We start from the raw sequence: 17,756 nt of genomic DNA, 5'->3' as shown, positions 1-17,756 counted from the left end.
GAAAAATGAACTTTAAACGAATTCAATGGATCTTTTTCTTTGCTTTCCTGTTATTTGATGTAATTATTGCTAGCTCGATCCTAGTTGAAAATCGTTTTATCGTAACAAATAACCAGAGTGGCCGTTCATCTGTTGTTTTGAAGGAAATGAAAGATGATTCGATTAGTTATGGAAAATTGGCAAGTGGTCATCAAAACGGGTATTACCTTTCTGGGTATCGTTCGACAGAAGATGGAGAATTGGATAACGCTGCTGTTCGACTACATGGTCAAGAGACTCATTTCTCTAATAATACTTTGACAAGTGAATTTAGTGAGCCACTTAGTATAAATATTGAAACACCCAATGTTCGACTAAATGAATTAATTCATAATACTCACCAAGTTGCATTGGGGAAGCATTATCGATATAATCCCTACCTTTCAACTAAACGGGTGATTATTTATACACAAATGGTTGAAGGACGGTCGGTAATGAACGGGGATGGACAAATTCGCTTTCGGGTAAACTCAAATCATGAGGTTACTGGGTACACTCAGACATTTTTGGAAGGGGTAAAGATTCTTCGTCCAGAATCGTCTACTATTAGCCAAAAGCGAGCTGTCGTTTGGTTATATAAGCATAATCAAATTCCTAATAATTCACGAATTCGGTGGGTTCAGCTAGGATATTCACGTTTATTAAGCACTAATACTGATAACCGAAACGTTTATATTCCAACCTGGGTTGCAGAAATAAAAACTAAGAACTCAGGTGCAGTTGATCGAATTTCCATCAATGCCTTCAACAGTACTATCATGAAGGACATTACAACTAGTGTTAATACTGAAGCACTAAATCGGAAGTAAAGGAGTAATTTGGGGTGACAGAACAAGATCCATTACGTTACAGTATCTTAGCAAGTGGGAGTACGGGAAACGTAACCTACTTAGAAACAAATAAACACCGGATCCTAATTGATGCTGGACTAAGCGGAAAACGAATCGAGAACCTGATGGCGAAGATTAACCGTTCCCTAGCAGACGTTGATTCAATTTTCGTGACTCATGAGCATACCGACCACTGCCATGGTGTTGGTGTTCTTGCACGCCGTTATGGAATGGATATTTACGCAAATAAGGGAACCTGGGACGCAATGGCAAATAAGATTGGAAAAGTTCCTTTAGAACAAAAACATATTATTGCCCCAAATAGCGTTAAAGATCTGGGAGATATTGATGTTGAGAGCTTTGCTGTATCGCACGACGCAGCAGAACCACAATTTTACCAAGTTCATCATAATAACAAAACATTCTGTATTATTACGGATACCGGCTATGTTTCTGATCGAGTTGAGGGGACGATTCGTAATGCAGATGCCTATTTGATGGAATGCAACCACGATACAGAAATGTTACGGATGGGACCTTATTCCTGGCCACTAAAGCAGCGGATCTTGAGTGATACTGGACACCTTTCTAACGAGGAGGGTGCAGACGCCTTGATGGACGTCCTTGGTTCACGGACCAAGCGGATCTTCTTGGGTCACCGGAGCCAACACAATAACATGCGTTCATTAGCCCACTTGACGGTTGCGACGATGATGGAAAAACATGATTTTGGCGTTAACCATGATTTTCAACTTGTGGATGCCGAACCTGATAAACCAAGTAAGCTCCTAACCTTATAGGAATGGAATCACTAAATAGCAAATAAAACTTCAAGAAAACTTCAAAGATTAGCGATATATTTAAAGTGATGATTAAAAGATTGGAGGAGTTACCAAATGAGTGAACGAAACCAAAACCCACGAAATGTAAAGAATAAGTTTTGGTTGAAAGTTGCCGGAGTTGGACTTCTAGCTGGCTTAGTCGGTGGAGGTCTGTCCCTTGGGATCGGCAACGCAATTGAAAACCATGTTCAAACTACAAGTACTAATGTTCCAGCAGGATCCAATAAGTCTGGTGGAACTCAAGTAAATAAGAATAAGGCTAATTTAAATAATCAAGCCACAAAGGCCTATAATTCGACAAAAGATGCTGTTGTTAGTGTTATTAACAAGCAGGAAGTTCAATCGTCTGATCAAGGAATCATGGGCTTATTCGGTGGTCAGATTAGTGGCGACTCTTCCAATTCCGATAGTTCACAGAATTCTGGAAAACTGCAGACAGCTAGTGAAGGGTCTGGAGTAATCTACAAGAAGAGTGGTAATTCTGCATATATTGTTACTAATAACCACGTTGTTAAGGGTTCAAATGCCCTCCAGGTAATATTGAGTAATGGCCGAAAGGTGAATGCCAGTCTTGTTGGTTCTGATGCTGCTACCGACTTAGCAGTATTAAAGATTAATTCGGCAAATGTTAAAACTGTTGCTGAATTTGGTAATTCAAACTCAATTGCAGCTGGTCAAGATGTTTTGGCAATCGGTTCACCAATGGGGAGCGAATATGCCAACACGGTTACAAAGGGGATTATTTCTGCAAAGAGTCGGACGTTGAAGAGCGGAACGGACGGAACATTAACTTCCGTAATTCAGACTGACGCCGCAATTAACTCAGGTAACTCTGGTGGTCCATTAATTAATATGGCTGGACAAGTAATTGGGATTAACTCAATGAAGCTAGCAGGTGGTAATGATGGTTCCTCTGTTGAGGGGATGGGCTTTGCAATTCCAAGTAACGAAGTGGTTAAGATCATTAACCAATTGATCAAGAATGGTAAAATTTCGCGGCCATCACTTGGAATTAGCATGATTGATTTAAGTCGAGTAACAACTGACCAACAAAAGTCAGTTTTGAAGCTCCCTTCAAGCGTCACTAAGGGTGTTGTGATTATGGATGTTCAGAGCGGTTCAACAGCACAAACAGCAGGTCTTGAACAGTATGACGTTATTACTAAGTTTGGTAATACTAAGATAACTAATACCGGCTCATTGAAGTCAGCACTATACAAATACAAAGTTGGTGATACGGCTAAAGTAACCTACTATCGTGATGGACAACCCCATACCGCAACACTGAAGTTATCAAAATAAAAAATAAGATATAGAGAGTAAATTGCATTACTGTATTCATTTAGGATAAGGTAATGCAATTTTTGCTTTATAATGAAAATACTACCAAGAATGAGGAGAACTTAATTATGAATAATCCTAAGTTTAAATACCCAGACACGAAGGCCTATAATTTTGTAGTAGATCGGCTCAAAAAACGTGGAGTGACGCAGAAAGATTTAGCACAAATTGCTTATAAAACACAGCACCAATACGAACCCCAAGTCACGTTAAAGGAGTGCGAAGAGGCTGTTGTTGACGTTATGCATAAGCGCGAATTAATGAATAATGCAATGGTAATGCTAGAACTTGATCGGCTGACAGAAGAAGGACAAGTAGATGAACCGTTAGCCTCAATTATCAAAAATGATGCTGGGGTATTTGGTGTTGATGAGACAATTGCTCTTCAGATTGCGACAATTTACGGAACGATCGGGACAACTAATTTCGGTTATTTTGACCGGGTAAAGTCAGGAATTATGAAAAAGTTTGATACGTCTGACCTCCATGTTAATACCTTTATAGATGATCTCCTTTCAGCGATTGTGGCCGCAGTTTGTGGAAAGATTGCTCATAAGTATGCCTGATTTATAGAAAAAACGAATGATTAAACGTTTAGGTTATTTAATTATTCAGCTAACCACGGATTGTGATTAAGGAACCACGATCCGTGTCATTTTTAGCTATAAATTGCCTGTTAATTTGCCTGTGGAAAAGTCAGTGGAAAAAAGAGTTAAAATATTTTACTATTGTAGATATGCCGTAATAACAGTAATCCAAGGTGTGTAAAACTTATCCACAGGTTAATGTTTGATGTGTGGATAAGTGGAAATGATAAATCGTTAGTGGCTATAATCGTTGATATATCAATGATTAAAGAGCCGATTGGCGAACGGTTGTTTTTGTTGATAACTGTGGATAAGTAAAAGTTAAGAAAACGATTTCATAAAGAATTTACTGCCGAACATTCGGAATATAATGAAAATATATTGATGTCTTGTGGATAACTCTGTGGATAAGATGTTGAAAGTGGTGGATAAATTGAATATTAAAATTATTGGTGTTGGAAAGTTAAAAGAAAAGTATTTTAAAGCAGGAATTGCTGAATACTCAAAACGGCTTGGTCGGTTTTGTAAGTTTCAAATTGTAGAAGTACCGGACGAAAAAGCACCGGAATCACTAAGTCAGGCTGAGATGGACGAAGTAATGGCAAAAGAGGGACAGCGGATCCTTGAAAAGATTAAGGAGAAAGAATATGTTTATGCCCTTGCGATCAAAGGAAAGGAACGGACCTCTGAAGAGTTTGCAAAGGAAATTAACCAATTAACAACGTATGGTCATAGTGATATTACCTTTGTAATCGGTGGTTCACTCGGTCTTAGTCCAGAAGTCTTAAAAAGAGCAAATACTCAAATTTCATTTGGCCGCTTTACTTTGCCTCACCAATTGATGCGGCTAGTATTAACGGAGCAAGTTTACCGGGCATTCACGATTATTAACGGCCTGCCATATCATAAGTAATAGAGAAGTTCACAAATGATTCGACTTTCGTTTGTGAACTTTTTTTGTTTAAACACTTAAAAAAATATGATTAACCTTAATAATATTTTCCTTCTGATCGAGATATAGTATGATTATGTTACAGAAATGTTACAGGCTTATAGGAGAATAATATATGTTGTCAGATGAAGAAAATCAGGCAGTAAGTAATAAGGATAATCAACAATTAGCTCTACGAAAAATAATTACGTTATTAGGTACGATAGTTATTGGATTAATTTTTATCGGAACAAGTAATGGTCTAGCTAGTACTCTGTCTAACAATAAAATGAACGGGGGTAAAATTGAATTAGCTGTTCCAAAGTTGGTTAATACCAGCGAAGAAAAAGTTGCAAGACAACCTAATCAAGACAATCTAATAATGAAAGAGTCAGTAGTAGCTCAGTCTGAACGTTATCAATTTCGTGCAAAACTTCTTCGTAATTGGTGGAGTACTCGTCATTTGCATAATAATTTTGGAAACAATGCTTGTTTTGGCAACGCTCCTTCTCCAATTACTAACATTTGGTTTAGTAAAAAAGAAAGGGAAAAACTGAATAGTTAATGAAAGCAACTCTAGTGAGACAACTTCACTGGAGCTGCTTTCTTTGTTTTTAGTGCAAAATCTGGTTATGATTAATTTGAAGTAATTTAAACTGGGAGTGATATTAATGAAAAAAGTCGGAATAGTTATTGGAAGTACCCGTCCAGGTCGTCGGAGTAAGCAAGTAGCCGATTGGTTGCAAAAACAGTTGTCAGAAAGTACCAAGATTGAATTTAACGAAATCGACTTAAAGGCCCTTGACTTACCATTTCTTGATGAGAGTAAGATCTCAGCACTTGGTCAATATGATCATAGCTATACCCGTGAATGGAGTAAGCTAATTTCAAGTTACGATGGACTAATCTTCGTCTTCCCACAATATAATTGGGGTTATCCTGCAGTTCTTAAGAACGCTTTGGATTACCTGGCAAACGAGTGGAAGGATAAACTAGTAAGCTTAGTAACGTTCGGTGCTCATGGCGGAGCACAGGCACAGATTGCGATGCGTTTAGTAATTACCGGGTTTCACATGAAACAAATGGCAATCAATCCTCAATTAAAGATTAGCCCAACCGATTCAGTGGCTGAGGTTGACCGGATTCTCCATACCTATGATCCGATTGCGCAACTTTTACGGGCTGAATTTGAAAAAGACTTAACAAAGAAGAGCTAAGCAATTAACTTAAAAATCTTATAATGAAACAAATGAGTAAATATGTCTATATTCTAACTATTGTTAGTCAATTTTAATTTGCAATGGTCTTCACAATGCTTCATAATGAAACCGTATTCAATTGATCTGAGGAGGTTATTGCAATGAATAGACAATTTGACTTTCTGATGCCTAGTGTAAACTTCTTTGGCCCAGGAGTAATTGAAAAGATTGGGGACCGTGCTAAGATGCTTGGAATGCATAAGGCATTGGTTGTTACCCAAGATAACTTGGCTGCCATTGATAACGGTCCAGTTAAGCAAACTCTTGCATCACTGGAAAAGGCTGGTGTTGACTACGCTGTCTTCACTGGTGTAGAACCTAACCCAAAGATTCGGAACATCAAGGCTGGTAAGAAGATGTACGAAGACGAAGGCTGTGATTCAATCATCACTGTTGGTGGTGGATCAGCTCATGACTGTGGTAAGGGAATCGGAATTATTTTGACTAACGGTGATGATATTACCAAGTTAGCCGGAATAGAAACTTTGAAGAATCCACTACCACCACTAATGGCTGTAAACACCACTGCTGGTACTGGTTCAGAATTAACTCGTCACGCTGTTATTACTAACGAAAAGGATCACCTGAAGTTCGTTGTTGTTTCATGGCGTAATATTCCATTGGTATCATTCAATGACCCAATGTTAATGTTGGATGTTCCTCAGTCAGTTACTGCTGCTACTGGTTGTGATGCTTTTGTTCAAGCAATTGAACCATACGTTTCAGTTGATCACAACCCAATCACTGATAGTCAATGCAAGGAAGCTATTCAATTAATCCAAACTGCATTGCCTGAAGCTGTTGCTAATGGTCATAATATTGAAGCACGGACAAAGATGGTTGAAGCAGAAATGCTTGCCGGAATGGCCTTCAATAACGCTAACTTAGGTTATGTTCACGCAATGGCTCACCAACTTGGTGGTCAATATGATGCTCCACACGGTGTATGTTGTGCCTTATTGCTTACTACCGTTGAAGAGTACAACATCATTGCTTGTCCAGAACGGTTTGCAGAATTAGCTGAAATCATGGGCTATGACACTACTGGTTTAACTACTATGCAAGCTGCACAAAAGTCAATTGATGGAATGAGAGAAATGTGCAAGGCTGTTGGTATCCCATCATCAATCAAGAAAATTGGTGCAAAGCCAGAAGACTTCCCATTGATGGCTGAAAATGCTTTGAAGGATGGTAATGCATTCTCCAACCCACGGAAGGGTACTAAGCAAGAAATCATTGACCTCTATCAAAAGGCTTACGACGGTATCTACTAATAAGTTTGAATAAGATCAATCTAAAAACTTAAACAACTCCTAATGAAAAGGACCAGTGAAAAACTTTTTCACTGGTCCTTTTCGAATTTAAGTAGCCTGGTTATTTAATCGTATTATCTCCACTAACACTTCTTAGAAAAACAATATTTGGTGAATCAAGTTTTTGTTCAAGGGACCCACCATCACTAACTCGCCGTTTTAGTTTGTTAGTACCGCTCGTGGTTGTGAGTTTGGCGCCATCAATTTTTGATTTAATAATTGTATTATCACCACTTTGATTAGTAACGGTGTAATGACCGGTAATTGTTAACCGGTGACCGCTAAAATCACCAGAAGAAAGGGTGGCATTTCCCTTGGTAAGGGATGTTTGAGTTAAATCAATATCACCACTCTGTGCCATCAATTTAGTATTGAGAAGTGAGGAACGCCGAATAGAAATGTCACCACTAGCTGTTGCGATTTTTCCACTGTCAAATTCACTATTAAGGACACTAATATCACCGATATTACTATCAAGGGTGACCTTTTTTATTGGAACACGGTTAATGACTAGATCATTATTAACGTGTCCCTTAATCTTAGAAATCGTGCTCCCTTTAGGAACAGTAATTATAAATCGCTCATCATCAGAGTTATTCCCAATATGAAAATTACTAAACTTTGAATGTGTAACGGATGTTTGAGTAACTTTGAGAACCCCGTTCTTAACCCGAGCACGAACAGCATGGGTCTTTTTACCGTAATAGGAAACGGTATAGTATTGTCCTTGCTTAATTACTACATCAGCTGAACTAGCAGTAACATCGAGCTTTGAGAATTGTTTGCGGGTAATAACATCTTTATTGGCTTGGGATTCTTCAATTGGCGTCATTGGATCAAATGGTTGCTTATGCCCTAGGTAAGCAATTCCAGAAATAATTAATCCACAAACGAAAATGATGCTTCCCCATTTAATTGCTCGTTTCATTATTGCTTACCTCCCAAGCGTTGCTTAATCACGCTAATTACCCACGTTACTGCTTTAATTAGCCATTTAACAGCCCAAATAATAAGAGGGATGATGATGATTAAAAGACCAATTTCAGCGATTAGTAATCCAAGGTAAAAGAAACTTGTCCAGATGTTAACTGACCAGTATTTCATCATTTCAACGATTGCAATATAAGCAAATGAAAAGCCAGTAATAAGTCCAGAAAAGACCGTCATAATTAGGGTGAGGAGTGCTGGAAGGACAGCGAGAACTCCGATAATAACAAGAATTCCAATTAAAACATCTTTAATTCGTTTAGCATTTTCTCCAGTCATTTTTCTTCCTCCCGTAATTTAGAAGATCGGTGCTAAGAGGTGGGAGAATTGTTGCTTGAACTTTAGCCACCGTGATTGCTTGGCAAAGTATTCCTCTGTCATTGGGGTACAGTTTATTAGATCGTCTTCAAAGATCTTCTTGAGCTTACTTGAAAGTTCGGAACTATAGGTAAAGGCGTTGACTTCAAAGTTAAGTTTGTAGCTTCGGTAGTCTTGATTAGCTGAACCAACAGACGCGATATTTGAGCCACTAACCATTGTTTTAGCATGGATAAAGCCATTATCGTAGCGGTAAACCTTAACCCCATTTTGGACGAGGTATTTAGCGTAATATTCGGTCATCCGGTAAACAAAGGGGTGATCAGGCATGCAAGGAACCATGATTCGGACATCCACCCCACTCTTTGCTGCGATAATCAGTGCTTCAAGGATTGAATCTTCGGGGATGAGGTAAGGGGATTGAATATAAACGTATTTTCTTGCAGTTGCAATAATTCCTTCGTAACCCCGACGAATTGCAAAGTCTTGGTTATCAGGGCCTGAAGAAACGATTTGCATTGGCACTTCTTCAGGATCATCTAACTTAGGGTACTGAATAGTGAAGTTTTTCAGTTCATTCTCGATTGAGATTTGAGGTTGGTGAGTCTTTCGGCAAGTAGTGTTCCAATCCATTGCAAAACGAACTTCCATCATTACTGAAGCCTGACCAACAACTCGTAAGTGAGTATCTCGCCAGTAACCAAACTTGGGACTATCCCCAAGATATTGATCTCCGATGTTAAAACCACCAATGTAACCAATATTATGATCGATAATTACTAACTTTCGGTGAAGGTGGTAGTTTAACCGTGGTGAGGTATACCATTTATCTGAACTAGAGATGAATACCTGGGCTTCTCCCCCTAATTTTTCTAATGGTTCAAAAAAGGACGGTTTTGTTCCATGAGAGCCACTTGCATCATACAGCACGCGAACCTTAACCCCGCGTTTTGCCGCACGGACTAGTGCATCGAGGATTCGGTTTCCAAGGTGATCAGCATAAAAAGTATAGTATTCAACATCGATTATTTTTTGAGCATGATCAATGTCGTCAACCAGTTGTTCAAACTTAGCGTGCCCATCGGTAAAGACCTCAACGTGATTATTAAAGGTTAAGGGAGCGTCGTCATTGTTAAGATTCAAGTTAGCGAGCATTCGTGCCCGGGGCTTTTGGTTGCTCTTGGGAAGCAGTTCATGCTTTTCTAGCAATTCATGTTGCTTTTTCATGAAGGTATCGCGATACTTTGCTTGTTCTTCTTGGATAGTGAAGATATCATCTTGTGATAATTGCCGCCCAACAAACATGTAAAGGATAAAACCAAGAACCGGAAATACTGAAAGAACGAGTAACCAAGCCCAGGTTGCTGCAATATCCCGTCTGCTCCTAAAAACTGTCCAAATAGCGAAACCAATATTAATTAGCCAAAGTACCTCGATGATGCGCCGAATGACATCCCATGTCCAAATCATATTCTCTCTCCTTGTCACGACTAGTAATATATCAATTCTAGCATAGTTGTAGTTTGGTGAGAGGATGATTCGTGGGGGGATATAACTAAAAAAATCGCCTTGACGAAATATCAAGACGATTTTTTTTACTTAATATACGCTTTAATTAGTTGCCACATTTCTGCATGTTGCTCATTAAAGAACTTTGGCGGTTCCTGATTGAGATCAAAGTACTGGACCTTAACTGTTTCGTCAGGTTTAGTAGCAAAGTGTTCCTGGTTGGCTAATTTAACGAGGTAGAAGGCATTGACTGGCTGAACCTTATCTCCATTTGGATAGGTATAGAAATTCTGATCTTGAATTTTAAGTAACTTAACTGGAGTAATCTCAAAACCAGCATCTTCCTTAAATTCTCGCTTTATAGTATCAGCAAAAGATTCGCCATATTCCATGTAACCACCAGGAAATCCCCAGTCACCAGTGTCGGCCCGTGCTTGCAGAAGTACCTGCTGATTAGAGTTTAATAGTGCTCCTGAGGCACTGGTCATGATTAGCGACTCATGGCCAACCTTATCACGAACTCTTTTAATGTAAGACATTTATCTTCTCCTAGTCTTCCACAACAAAGCCATCCTCAACAAACTTTGTCCCGTAAGCCAAGGTATTTTCTACCGGGCACTTGCGAGCAACATCAGCAAGGAACTTTTTAATATCTTCTTCAGATTCATCGCTGCGCAAATGTGGTGTGTAACGAATTTCAGTAAACTTATACCGTTTGTCATCGTTACCCACGTTTTCCCGACCAAGATCACCAGAAATGTTAACCCAGAAAGCTTGGAGATCGAAATTCCGCTTCCGGGCTAATTCGGTAGCAGTAATTGCTTGGCAGGCGCCAAATGATGTTAAGAGGATTTCAACAGGATTCATCCCTGTATTAGTGCTTCCGGGCTCGTCAAAGGTAATTTCAAATCCTCGTGTCCCTGCAGAAACCTGCATTCCAGTAGTAGTCTTCGTGGCCTTTACTTTGTATGTACTCATAATTGCTTCTCCTCCTTATAAATACATAAATATGACTTTTCATTCAACTACCCTAAGTATGCCCGAAGAGATAAAGGGACGCAATAAAAATGCCTAGAGATTTCTTATTAAATTTTCATAAAAATAAAAGGACAGTGACAAAAGTTGTCAGTGTCCTTTTACTGAATTGGAATGAGTAAAGTAGTAATTCCCAGATACTTGGGGGATATCCGGGAATGGAATGTTAGCACACAAAAGAAAAGGGATTACAAGGATACTAAATTATTCATTCCTCAATTGATTAAGAGATTACTAATATTCTAATTCATTTTTAATTAAAGTCAATAAGCATTTAAAATTTTTTTGAATTTTTTGATACTTCACACTTGTGTTATACCACAGATGTGATATAATTATTAGTGTAAAGGAAGTGAAGAATATGCGGATTGATATTAAGCGATACCTGGAAGTCCATAATTTAACGATTTATCAAGTATCCAAGCGTTCCGGATACGGTTACACCACTTTACACAAATCCTTTAATAAACCACAGTCGAGTGCAACTCCGCTGAATTTAAGGGATTTAGATGCTTTAGCTCAGGCACAGCATAAACGTATGTGGGAGGTCCTGAAAGAATTAGAAGAACATTATTTAAACTAAAGCATGATGCGTTATATTAGCTTCAAGCTAGTAAAGCACCTATAATAAACATAACAATAAATTTTTTATTAATTTGATTGAAGAAAATTAAGGGAGGAATGTACTTATGGCACAAAATCCAATGAACCCATTTGACGGAGACATGAACGACATTTTTAATCAATTGATGGGTGGAATGAATGGTTTCAATTCTGACAACCGCCGCTACCTCATCAATGGTAGAGAAGTCACTCCTGAAGAATTTGCTCAATATCGGCAAACAGGTAAGTTACCAGGTGGCGCTGCTCCACAACAACCAGGTCCACAACCTAACGAAGGTAAGCAAAGTATCTTATACAAGTTAGGACGGAACTTGACTGAAGAAGCTCGTCGTCACGAACTTGATCCAGTTATTGGCCGGAATAAGGAAATCCAAGAAACCGCTGAAATTTTGAGTCGGCGGACAAAGAACAACCCAGTACTAGTTGGTGATGCTGGTGTTGGTAAGACTGCTGTTGTTGAAGGCCTTGCACAAGCAATTGTTTCTGGCGATGTTCCAGCAGCAATCAAGGATAAGGAAATTATTAGTATTGATGTTTCTAGCCTTGAAGCTGGTACTCAATACCGTGGTAGTTTCGAAGAAAACATGCAAAAGTTAATTGATGAAGTTAAGAAGGCTGGAAACATTATCCTCTTCTTCGATGAAATTCATCAAATTATTGGTGCTGGTTCTGCTGGTGATGCAGATGGTTCTAAGGGAATGTCCGATATCATGAAGCCAGCATTGTCACGGGGAGAAATTACCGTTATCGGTGCTACTACCCAAGACGAATACCGGAATACTATTATGAAGGATGCTGCTTTGGCACGGCGGTTCAACCCAGTAACAGTTAACGCTCCAAGCAAGGCCGATACTGTTGCAATTCTTAAGGGTATCCGTGACTTGTACGAACGTCATCACAACGTTAAGTTACCAGATGATGTTCTCCAAGCCGCAGTTGACTACTCAGTTCAATACATGCCACAACGGGCATTGCCTGATAAGGCTATTGACTTGGTAGATATGACCGCTGCTCACTTGGCAGCTAAGCACCCAGCACACGATGCAAAGCAAATCGAAAAGGACATCGAAGACGAAAAGAAGAAGCAAAAGGAAGCAGCTAAGAAGGAAGACTACAAGGCTGCTCAAGCCGCTAAGGAAAAGATTGCTGATCTTGAAAAGCAATTGAAGGAAGGCTCCGAAAGCGACAAGGTCACTGCAACTCCAGAAGATGTTGCTAATGCCGTAGAACAAATGACTGGTATTCCAGTTTCTAAGATTGGTGCTAGTGATGTTGAGCGGTTGAAGGATATGGACAAGCGTCTTGAAGGCAAGGTTATTGGCCAAGACAAGGCTGTTGAAGCCGTTGCTCGTGCTATTCGTCGTAACCGTGCTGGATTCGATGAAGGGGACTCACCAATTGGCAGCTTCCTTTTCGTCGGCCCTACTGGTGTTGGTAAGACTGAACTTGCAAAGCAATTAGCCCTTGATATGTTTGGTAGCAAGAATGACATTATTCGTTTGGATATGTCAGAATACTCAGACCGGACAGCTGTTTCTAAGCTAATCGGTGCTACTGCAGGATATGTTGGCTACAATGATAACGGTAATACCTTGACAGAAAAGGTTCGTCGTCACCCATACTCCATTATCTTGCTTGATGAAATTGAAAAGGCTAACCCACAAGTTATTACCCTCTTGCTCCAGGTTCTTGATGATGGTCGCTTAACTGATGGTCAAGGTAACACTATTGACTTCAAGAACACAATCATTATTGCTACATCTAACGCTGGTTACTCTAACGATGCTCCAGTTAAGTTAGGTAATGACAATGATGAAGAAGACTTGATCAAGAAGTTAACTAATTACTTCCGTCCAGAATTCTTGAACCGGTTCAACGCCATTGTTGAATTCCACAGTTTGAGTAAGGAAGATTTGAAGAAGATCGTTGACTTAATGTTAGCTGAAGTTAATAAGACATTAGCTAAGAAGGGCATGGATGTTAAGGTTACCCCAACTGCAAAGCAATACCTGATTGATGAAGGTTACGATGAAGCAATGGGCGCTCGTCCACTTCGTCGGGTAATTGAACGTGAAATTCGTGACAAGGTTACTGACTACTACCTTGACCACCTTGATGCAAAGCACTTAGTTGCTGAAATGAAGGATGGTAAGTTGGTAATTGTCGACGCTAAGGACGCTGCTAAAGATGACAGCGACCAATACAAGTCAGCCGATGAAAAGAAGGAAGAAAAGGCTGACGACGACAAGAAGGAAACTGATGACAAAAAAGAAGATAAGTAATCAGTAGACTCTAAGGAGGATGGAAACTTGTTTTCCATCCTCCTTTTTTCTATATTAACTATAATGATGTACCATTTGATCTGAAGGGATACAAGCGAATGAAGGAAAAAGAAGTAAAACGAGGTGACATCTTTTATGCTGATTTGTCGCCTGTCGTGGGTTCGGAGCAGGGTGGTCAACGGCCAGTCTTAATTATCCAAAATGATGTGGGAAACCACTTCAGTACAACCGTAATTGTGGCACCAATTACAACTCATTCAGAGAAGAAATTAATGCCGACTCATGTTTCATTAACTACAAAAGTGACCGGGATCCCGCGAAACTCTGTTGTTTTATTAGAGCAGGTGCGGACGCTTGATAAGCAACGGTTAATGGACCGGATTGATCACCTTAGTCCTTCAGTGATGAAGAGAGTTGATCGAGGATTACGAATTAGCCTTGCATTGTGATTAAAGTTAACGTTGGAATAGCCGATATAGTACGCAAATGGACCCCAAAGCTTGGGAAACCGAGTCTTGGGGCCCATATTTTAAACAAACTAGGCAGCATTTTCTTTAAGTTGTTTAATTTTAATTTCAATCAAACCAGCTTTTTCGCCGAGGTCAAAGAATTCTTTTTGAAGTCGAAAGAGTCGGCTTTGAATTGCTGTACTTGTTGGTAACCATTGTTGATTTAAGTACATTTTCCAAAAATCATCATCTGGTTTCAAACCGATTCGATTACTGAGTTGTTCAATTTCTGGATGAATCTTTTGAATCTTATTAATTAGTTCATTATGTTTGCGAACTAAATGACCAAGATTGTTTTTTGCGTACTGCATAAAACCCCTCCTATAAAATAAATAAATTTATCTCACGCTATCTATTTTAGCAGTCCTTTCATAAAGTTGTTAGTGACTTTATGAATTTTATAATTACGATGAAGGTTTAATTCGAAGGCAATTCGCTTGGGATCGTTTTTATCGACAACGTTAATTTCACCACGACGAATAAAGCCAAAATTTTGTGCTATTTTTTGCATTCGTTGGTTCTTTTCATGAGTATCGAAACGAAAATTAGATCGTTTTTGTAGTTGGCCAACGGTAATAAGGTTACTAAAGAGGAGCTTGGAAAGGCCATGACCACGGTACTTACTTGAGATTGCAACCCGGTGAATTGTTGCGTAGGGTTCATTCGGTTGTTTCCATTGGCCATTATGGATGTCTTTATATGTCGGATCATGCGTAAGCTGAAGGGCGGCAATTCCGGCAATTTGGTCACCGACAATTAGGACCCAGCTTATTTCCTGGGAAATATCCGTGGCGATGGCTTTGCGGTCGGGATGTCCGTCTTGCCATTGGGGACTGCCGTCTTGCTTTAATAATGCTCGTGCTTCTTCAATGATTTCCATCATTTTATATAGATCTGCTAGTTTTGCTCGACGAAGATAAGTCGTTGTCATATTTTTGTCTCATTTCTTAGAAATTGTTACTTCTAAATTATAAAACAGATAAATTTTTTTAGAGACTGCCGTTGGTTATCTGGAATTATTGAGTTAGAATTTAAAAAAATAAGGGGGTGTCGTGATGATACTAACGTGGAGCATTATTAAATGGGTATTATTAGGGATTATTGCTATCAATGAAATCGCGGCACTATTTACTGTGTTCAGGGAGAAACGTGATATTGCGGCAACTTGGGCGTGGCTCCTTGTGCTCCTTTTGCTTCCTGTTGTGGGATTTATTTTCTATGCGTTCCTTGGCCGAAAACTTCCACAACGGCGCTTGGAACGAATTAAGTCCCAAACACAGCTGAAGCTTAAGCAAGCAGTTGAACGACAAAAACTTCAATTTCAAAATATGCCTAAGCCAAAGCACTCTACTGTTCAAATGTATCGGCGGACAGTGATGCTTTTCCAAAGCTTGGATAACGCATTCTTGACACGCCATAATAATGTGAAAATTTATACTAAGGGCGATAAGTTATTCCGGCAGCTTTTCAATGATATTGAAGCTGCACAAAAGAGTATCAATATTGAATTCTATACTATTTATAACGATCAAATTGGTAACGAATTGCGAACTCTGCTAGAACAAAAGGCAGCAGAGGGTGTCGAAATCCGGGTCCTTTATGATTCATGGGGTTCAATGGGAGTTCGTGCAGATTTCTACAATGGTCTTCGGAAACGGGGTGGCTATGCAACACCATTCTTGATGACCCACAGTAACTTTATTGATTTCCGGATGAACTATCGTGATCACCGAAAAATTGTTGTGATTGACGGCGAAATTGGCTATGTTGGGGGCTTTAATGTCGGTGACCAATACCTTGGCCGAGTGAAGAAATTTGGTCCTTGGCGTGATACGCACTTACGTGTTATTGGTGGCGGAGTTTACAGTCTCCAACAACGGTTTATTCGTGACTGGAACGCTTCTGTTAAGCATAAGGATAATCGAATTGAACACTTTAGCCGCTTCTTCCCCGAAATTAAGCTTGATAAGAGTCAACTCGAAAATGAAACTTCGCTACAGATTGTTTCTAGTGGTCCCGAATCACCTCAAGAGAATATCAAATTGGGGTATTTACGGTTAATTAATGCCGCAACTGATCATATTTGGATTCAAACTCCATATTTAATTCCAGATGATAGTGTAATTGATGCTCTGCAAGTGGCAGCTCATTCGGGTGTAGATGTACGGATCATGCTTCCTTGTAAACCAGATCACCCGTTTGTTTATCGGGCTACCCAGTATTATGCACGGGTGCTAGCGAATCACGATATTACGATCTACTTTTATGAAGAAGGATTCTTACACTCCAAGACGATTATGATCGATGGTCGGATGGCAAGCGTAGGTTCTGCTAACCTTGATTTTCGGAGCTTTAAGCTAAACTTCGAAATTAACTGCTTTATTTATGATCGTGATATGACAGATAAGCTGGAGCGGATCTTTATAAATGATATTCGTAATTCACGGGTGATTACGCCAGAGATGTTTGCTAACCAGCCACGGTGGCTACGGTTTAAACAAACTTTTTCCCGGTTACTATCACCGATTTTGTAAGAATAAAAAATGAGTAATTCTCGTTAGGTAAGGAGAGAAAAATGGCAAGTATCCCGTCAGTTGGAACGTTAATTTACTTATTACTTGGTGGAGTGGTTGCGGGGATCCTCTCTTCTGCAGCTTCATTTGCTTCTTTAGCGTCCTATCCATTACTTCTAAGCGTTGGGGTAGCACCGGTTTATGCTAACGTTACGAATGATGCGGCTTTGATTTGGAATAGCCTTGGTTCAGTATTCGCGTCTGGTCGGGAGCTCCATGGGCACTGGCGACAAGTATGGACTTACGGTTTTTTTACTGTAATTGGTTCTGTGATGGGATGCATTCTGCTACTCGCTTTTCCTGGTAAAGTTTTTGAAAAGGTTGTTCCTTTCTTTATCTTGATTGCTGGGGCAATGATTCTTATTTCGGGAAAACACCAACCAGACTTAACCCACCAAAAACCACAGTGGTTAAAGGAAATGTATATATTCTTCCTGGTAATTGTTGGTGGATATGCCGGATATTTTGGTGCGGCAAGTGGGATTGTGATCCTAGTTTTATTAACGTACTTAACAGATGAAGGCTTTTTAGTAGCGAATGCGATCAAAAATGCGGTCTGTGGTTTCACGAACCTGGTTGCCCTAATTATTTACTCATTTACATCAAAAATTTATTGGTGGGATGCATTTCCAATGGCAATCGGAATGTTTATCGGTGGTTACTTAGGCCCAATTATTTTGCGTTACATTCCTGCCAAGTTAATGCGCTGGGTAATCGCCTTTCTTGCACTCATCCAAGCAATTATATTCTTTAGGGCGAGCAGATCTTAGCTATGTT

General features: G+C 39.5%; 20 protein-coding genes. 13 read left to right on the top strand and 7 right to left on the bottom strand.

Translation table 11 applies throughout. The annotated features are described in order from the left end of the window. Positions 1 to 5 precede the first annotated feature (5 nt). From NFR46_RS02225 to NFR46_RS02190, 8 genes are all read left to right on the top strand, one after another. Positions 6 to 848 carry a two-component system regulatory protein YycI gene (locus tag NFR46_RS02225; RefSeq protein ID WP_251574333.1) on the top strand — a complete coding sequence of 281 codons (843 nt, stop codon included), beginning with the start codon at positions 6 to 8 and terminating at the stop codon, positions 846 to 848. A gap of 14 nt (positions 849 to 862) precedes the next feature. Continuing rightward, positions 863 to 1,669 (top strand): MBL fold metallo-hydrolase, encoded by an 807-nt coding sequence (locus tag NFR46_RS02220; RefSeq protein ID WP_251574332.1) that lies wholly within the window; start codon positions 863 to 865, stop codon positions 1,667 to 1,669. 96 nt (positions 1,670 to 1,765) lie between these two features. Then, positions 1,766 to 3,013 carry a S1C family serine protease gene (locus NFR46_RS02215; RefSeq protein WP_251574330.1) on the top strand — a complete coding sequence of 416 codons (1,248 nt, stop codon included), beginning with the start codon at positions 1,766 to 1,768 and terminating at the stop codon, positions 3,011 to 3,013. A 107-nt stretch (positions 3,014 to 3,120) separates the two neighbouring features. Then, positions 3,121 to 3,618, top strand: coding sequence for a phosphatidylglycerophosphatase A family protein (locus tag NFR46_RS02210; RefSeq protein WP_251574328.1), 498 nt, complete (start codon positions 3,121 to 3,123; stop codon positions 3,616 to 3,618). Positions 3,619 to 4,072: 454 nt separating this feature from the next. Next, positions 4,073 to 4,552: a 23S rRNA (pseudouridine(1915)-N(3))-methyltransferase RlmH gene (rlmH, locus tag NFR46_RS02205; protein ID WP_251574479.1), complete on the top strand. Its 480-nt coding sequence runs from the start codon at positions 4,073 to 4,075 to the stop codon at positions 4,550 to 4,552. Between the two features lie 154 nt (positions 4,553 to 4,706). Next, a complete protein-coding gene (locus NFR46_RS02200) occupies positions 4,707 to 5,135 on the top strand; it encodes a hypothetical protein (protein WP_251574326.1) in 429 nt (142 codons plus the stop codon). A 106-nt stretch (positions 5,136 to 5,241) separates the two neighbouring features. Continuing rightward, positions 5,242 to 5,787 (top strand): NADPH-dependent FMN reductase, encoded by a 546-nt coding sequence (locus NFR46_RS02195; RefSeq protein WP_251574324.1) that lies wholly within the window; start codon positions 5,242 to 5,244, stop codon positions 5,785 to 5,787. 143 nt (positions 5,788 to 5,930) lie between these two features. Beyond that, a complete protein-coding gene (locus NFR46_RS02190) occupies positions 5,931 to 7,103 on the top strand; it encodes an iron-containing alcohol dehydrogenase (RefSeq protein ID WP_251574322.1) in 1,173 nt (390 codons plus the stop codon). Between the two features lie 100 nt (positions 7,104 to 7,203). On the opposite strand, the gene NFR46_RS02185 is transcribed toward NFR46_RS02190, so the two are convergent. The 5 genes from NFR46_RS02185 to NFR46_RS02165 form a co-directional block, all read right to left on the bottom strand. Then, positions 7,204 to 8,070 (bottom strand): DUF4097 family beta strand repeat-containing protein, encoded by an 867-nt coding sequence (locus NFR46_RS02185; protein WP_251574319.1) that lies wholly within the window; start codon positions 8,068 to 8,070, stop codon positions 7,204 to 7,206. Continuing rightward, a complete protein-coding gene (locus tag NFR46_RS02180; RefSeq protein ID WP_251574317.1) occupies positions 8,070 to 8,408 on the bottom strand; it encodes a hypothetical protein in 339 nt (112 codons plus the stop codon). The genes NFR46_RS02185 and NFR46_RS02180 overlap by 1 nt, the downstream gene beginning before the upstream one ends. Positions 8,409 to 8,426: 18 nt before the next feature. After that, entirely contained in the window at positions 8,427 to 9,917 is a 1,491-nt protein-coding gene (cls, locus tag NFR46_RS02175) for a cardiolipin synthase (RefSeq protein WP_251574315.1), read from the bottom strand. A gap of 125 nt (positions 9,918 to 10,042) precedes the next feature. After that, positions 10,043 to 10,495, bottom strand: coding sequence for an NUDIX hydrolase (locus tag NFR46_RS02170; RefSeq protein WP_251574314.1), 453 nt, complete (start codon positions 10,493 to 10,495; stop codon positions 10,043 to 10,045). A gap of 10 nt (positions 10,496 to 10,505) precedes the next feature. Then, complete coding sequence (locus tag NFR46_RS02165) at positions 10,506 to 10,934, bottom strand: OsmC family protein (protein ID WP_251574313.1); 429 nt, start codon at positions 10,932 to 10,934, stop codon at positions 10,506 to 10,508. A 418-nt stretch (positions 10,935 to 11,352) separates the two neighbouring features. On the opposite strand from NFR46_RS02165, the gene NFR46_RS02160 reads away from it, so the two are divergent. From NFR46_RS02160 to NFR46_RS02150, 3 genes are all read left to right on the top strand, one after another. Next, on the top strand, positions 11,353 to 11,574 hold the full coding sequence (locus NFR46_RS02160; RefSeq protein WP_251574312.1) for a transcriptional regulator: 222 nt from the start codon (positions 11,353 to 11,355) through the stop codon (positions 11,572 to 11,574). 106 nt (positions 11,575 to 11,680) lie between these two features. After that, positions 11,681 to 13,897, top strand: coding sequence for an ATP-dependent Clp protease ATP-binding subunit (locus NFR46_RS02155; RefSeq protein WP_277612840.1), 2,217 nt, complete (start codon positions 11,681 to 11,683; stop codon positions 13,895 to 13,897). Between the two features lie 98 nt (positions 13,898 to 13,995). Next, a complete protein-coding gene (locus NFR46_RS02150; protein ID WP_251574311.1) occupies positions 13,996 to 14,346 on the top strand; it encodes a type II toxin-antitoxin system PemK/MazF family toxin in 351 nt (116 codons plus the stop codon). Positions 14,347 to 14,435: 89 nt separating this feature from the next. Here the strand turns inward: NFR46_RS02150 and NFR46_RS02145 are convergent, their stop codons facing one another. Further along, positions 14,436 to 14,717 (bottom strand): hypothetical protein, encoded by a 282-nt coding sequence (locus NFR46_RS02145; RefSeq protein ID WP_251574310.1) that lies wholly within the window; start codon positions 14,715 to 14,717, stop codon positions 14,436 to 14,438. A 41-nt stretch (positions 14,718 to 14,758) separates the two neighbouring features. After that, positions 14,759 to 15,337, bottom strand: coding sequence for a GNAT family N-acetyltransferase (locus NFR46_RS02140; RefSeq protein ID WP_251574308.1), 579 nt, complete (start codon positions 15,335 to 15,337; stop codon positions 14,759 to 14,761). Between the two features lie 124 nt (positions 15,338 to 15,461). On the opposite strand from NFR46_RS02140, the gene cls (NFR46_RS02135) reads away from it, so the two are divergent. After that, the gene (gene cls / locus NFR46_RS02135) at positions 15,462 to 16,940 is read left to right on the top strand and encodes a cardiolipin synthase (RefSeq protein WP_251574306.1); all 1,479 of its coding nucleotides are present in this window, start codon (positions 15,462 to 15,464) and stop codon (positions 16,938 to 16,940) included. Positions 16,941 to 16,981: 41 nt separating this feature from the next. After that, complete coding sequence (locus NFR46_RS02130; RefSeq protein WP_251574304.1) at positions 16,982 to 17,749, top strand: sulfite exporter TauE/SafE family protein; 768 nt, start codon at positions 16,982 to 16,984, stop codon at positions 17,747 to 17,749. Positions 17,750 to 17,756: the final 7 nt, after the last annotated feature.

The sequence above is a fragment of the Limosilactobacillus agrestimuris genome (assembly GCF_943193105.1).
GTDB classification, from domain to species: Bacteria; Bacillota; Bacilli; order Lactobacillales; family Lactobacillaceae; genus Limosilactobacillus; species Limosilactobacillus agrestimuris.
This window is presented reverse-complemented; position numbering and strand designations above follow the sequence as displayed.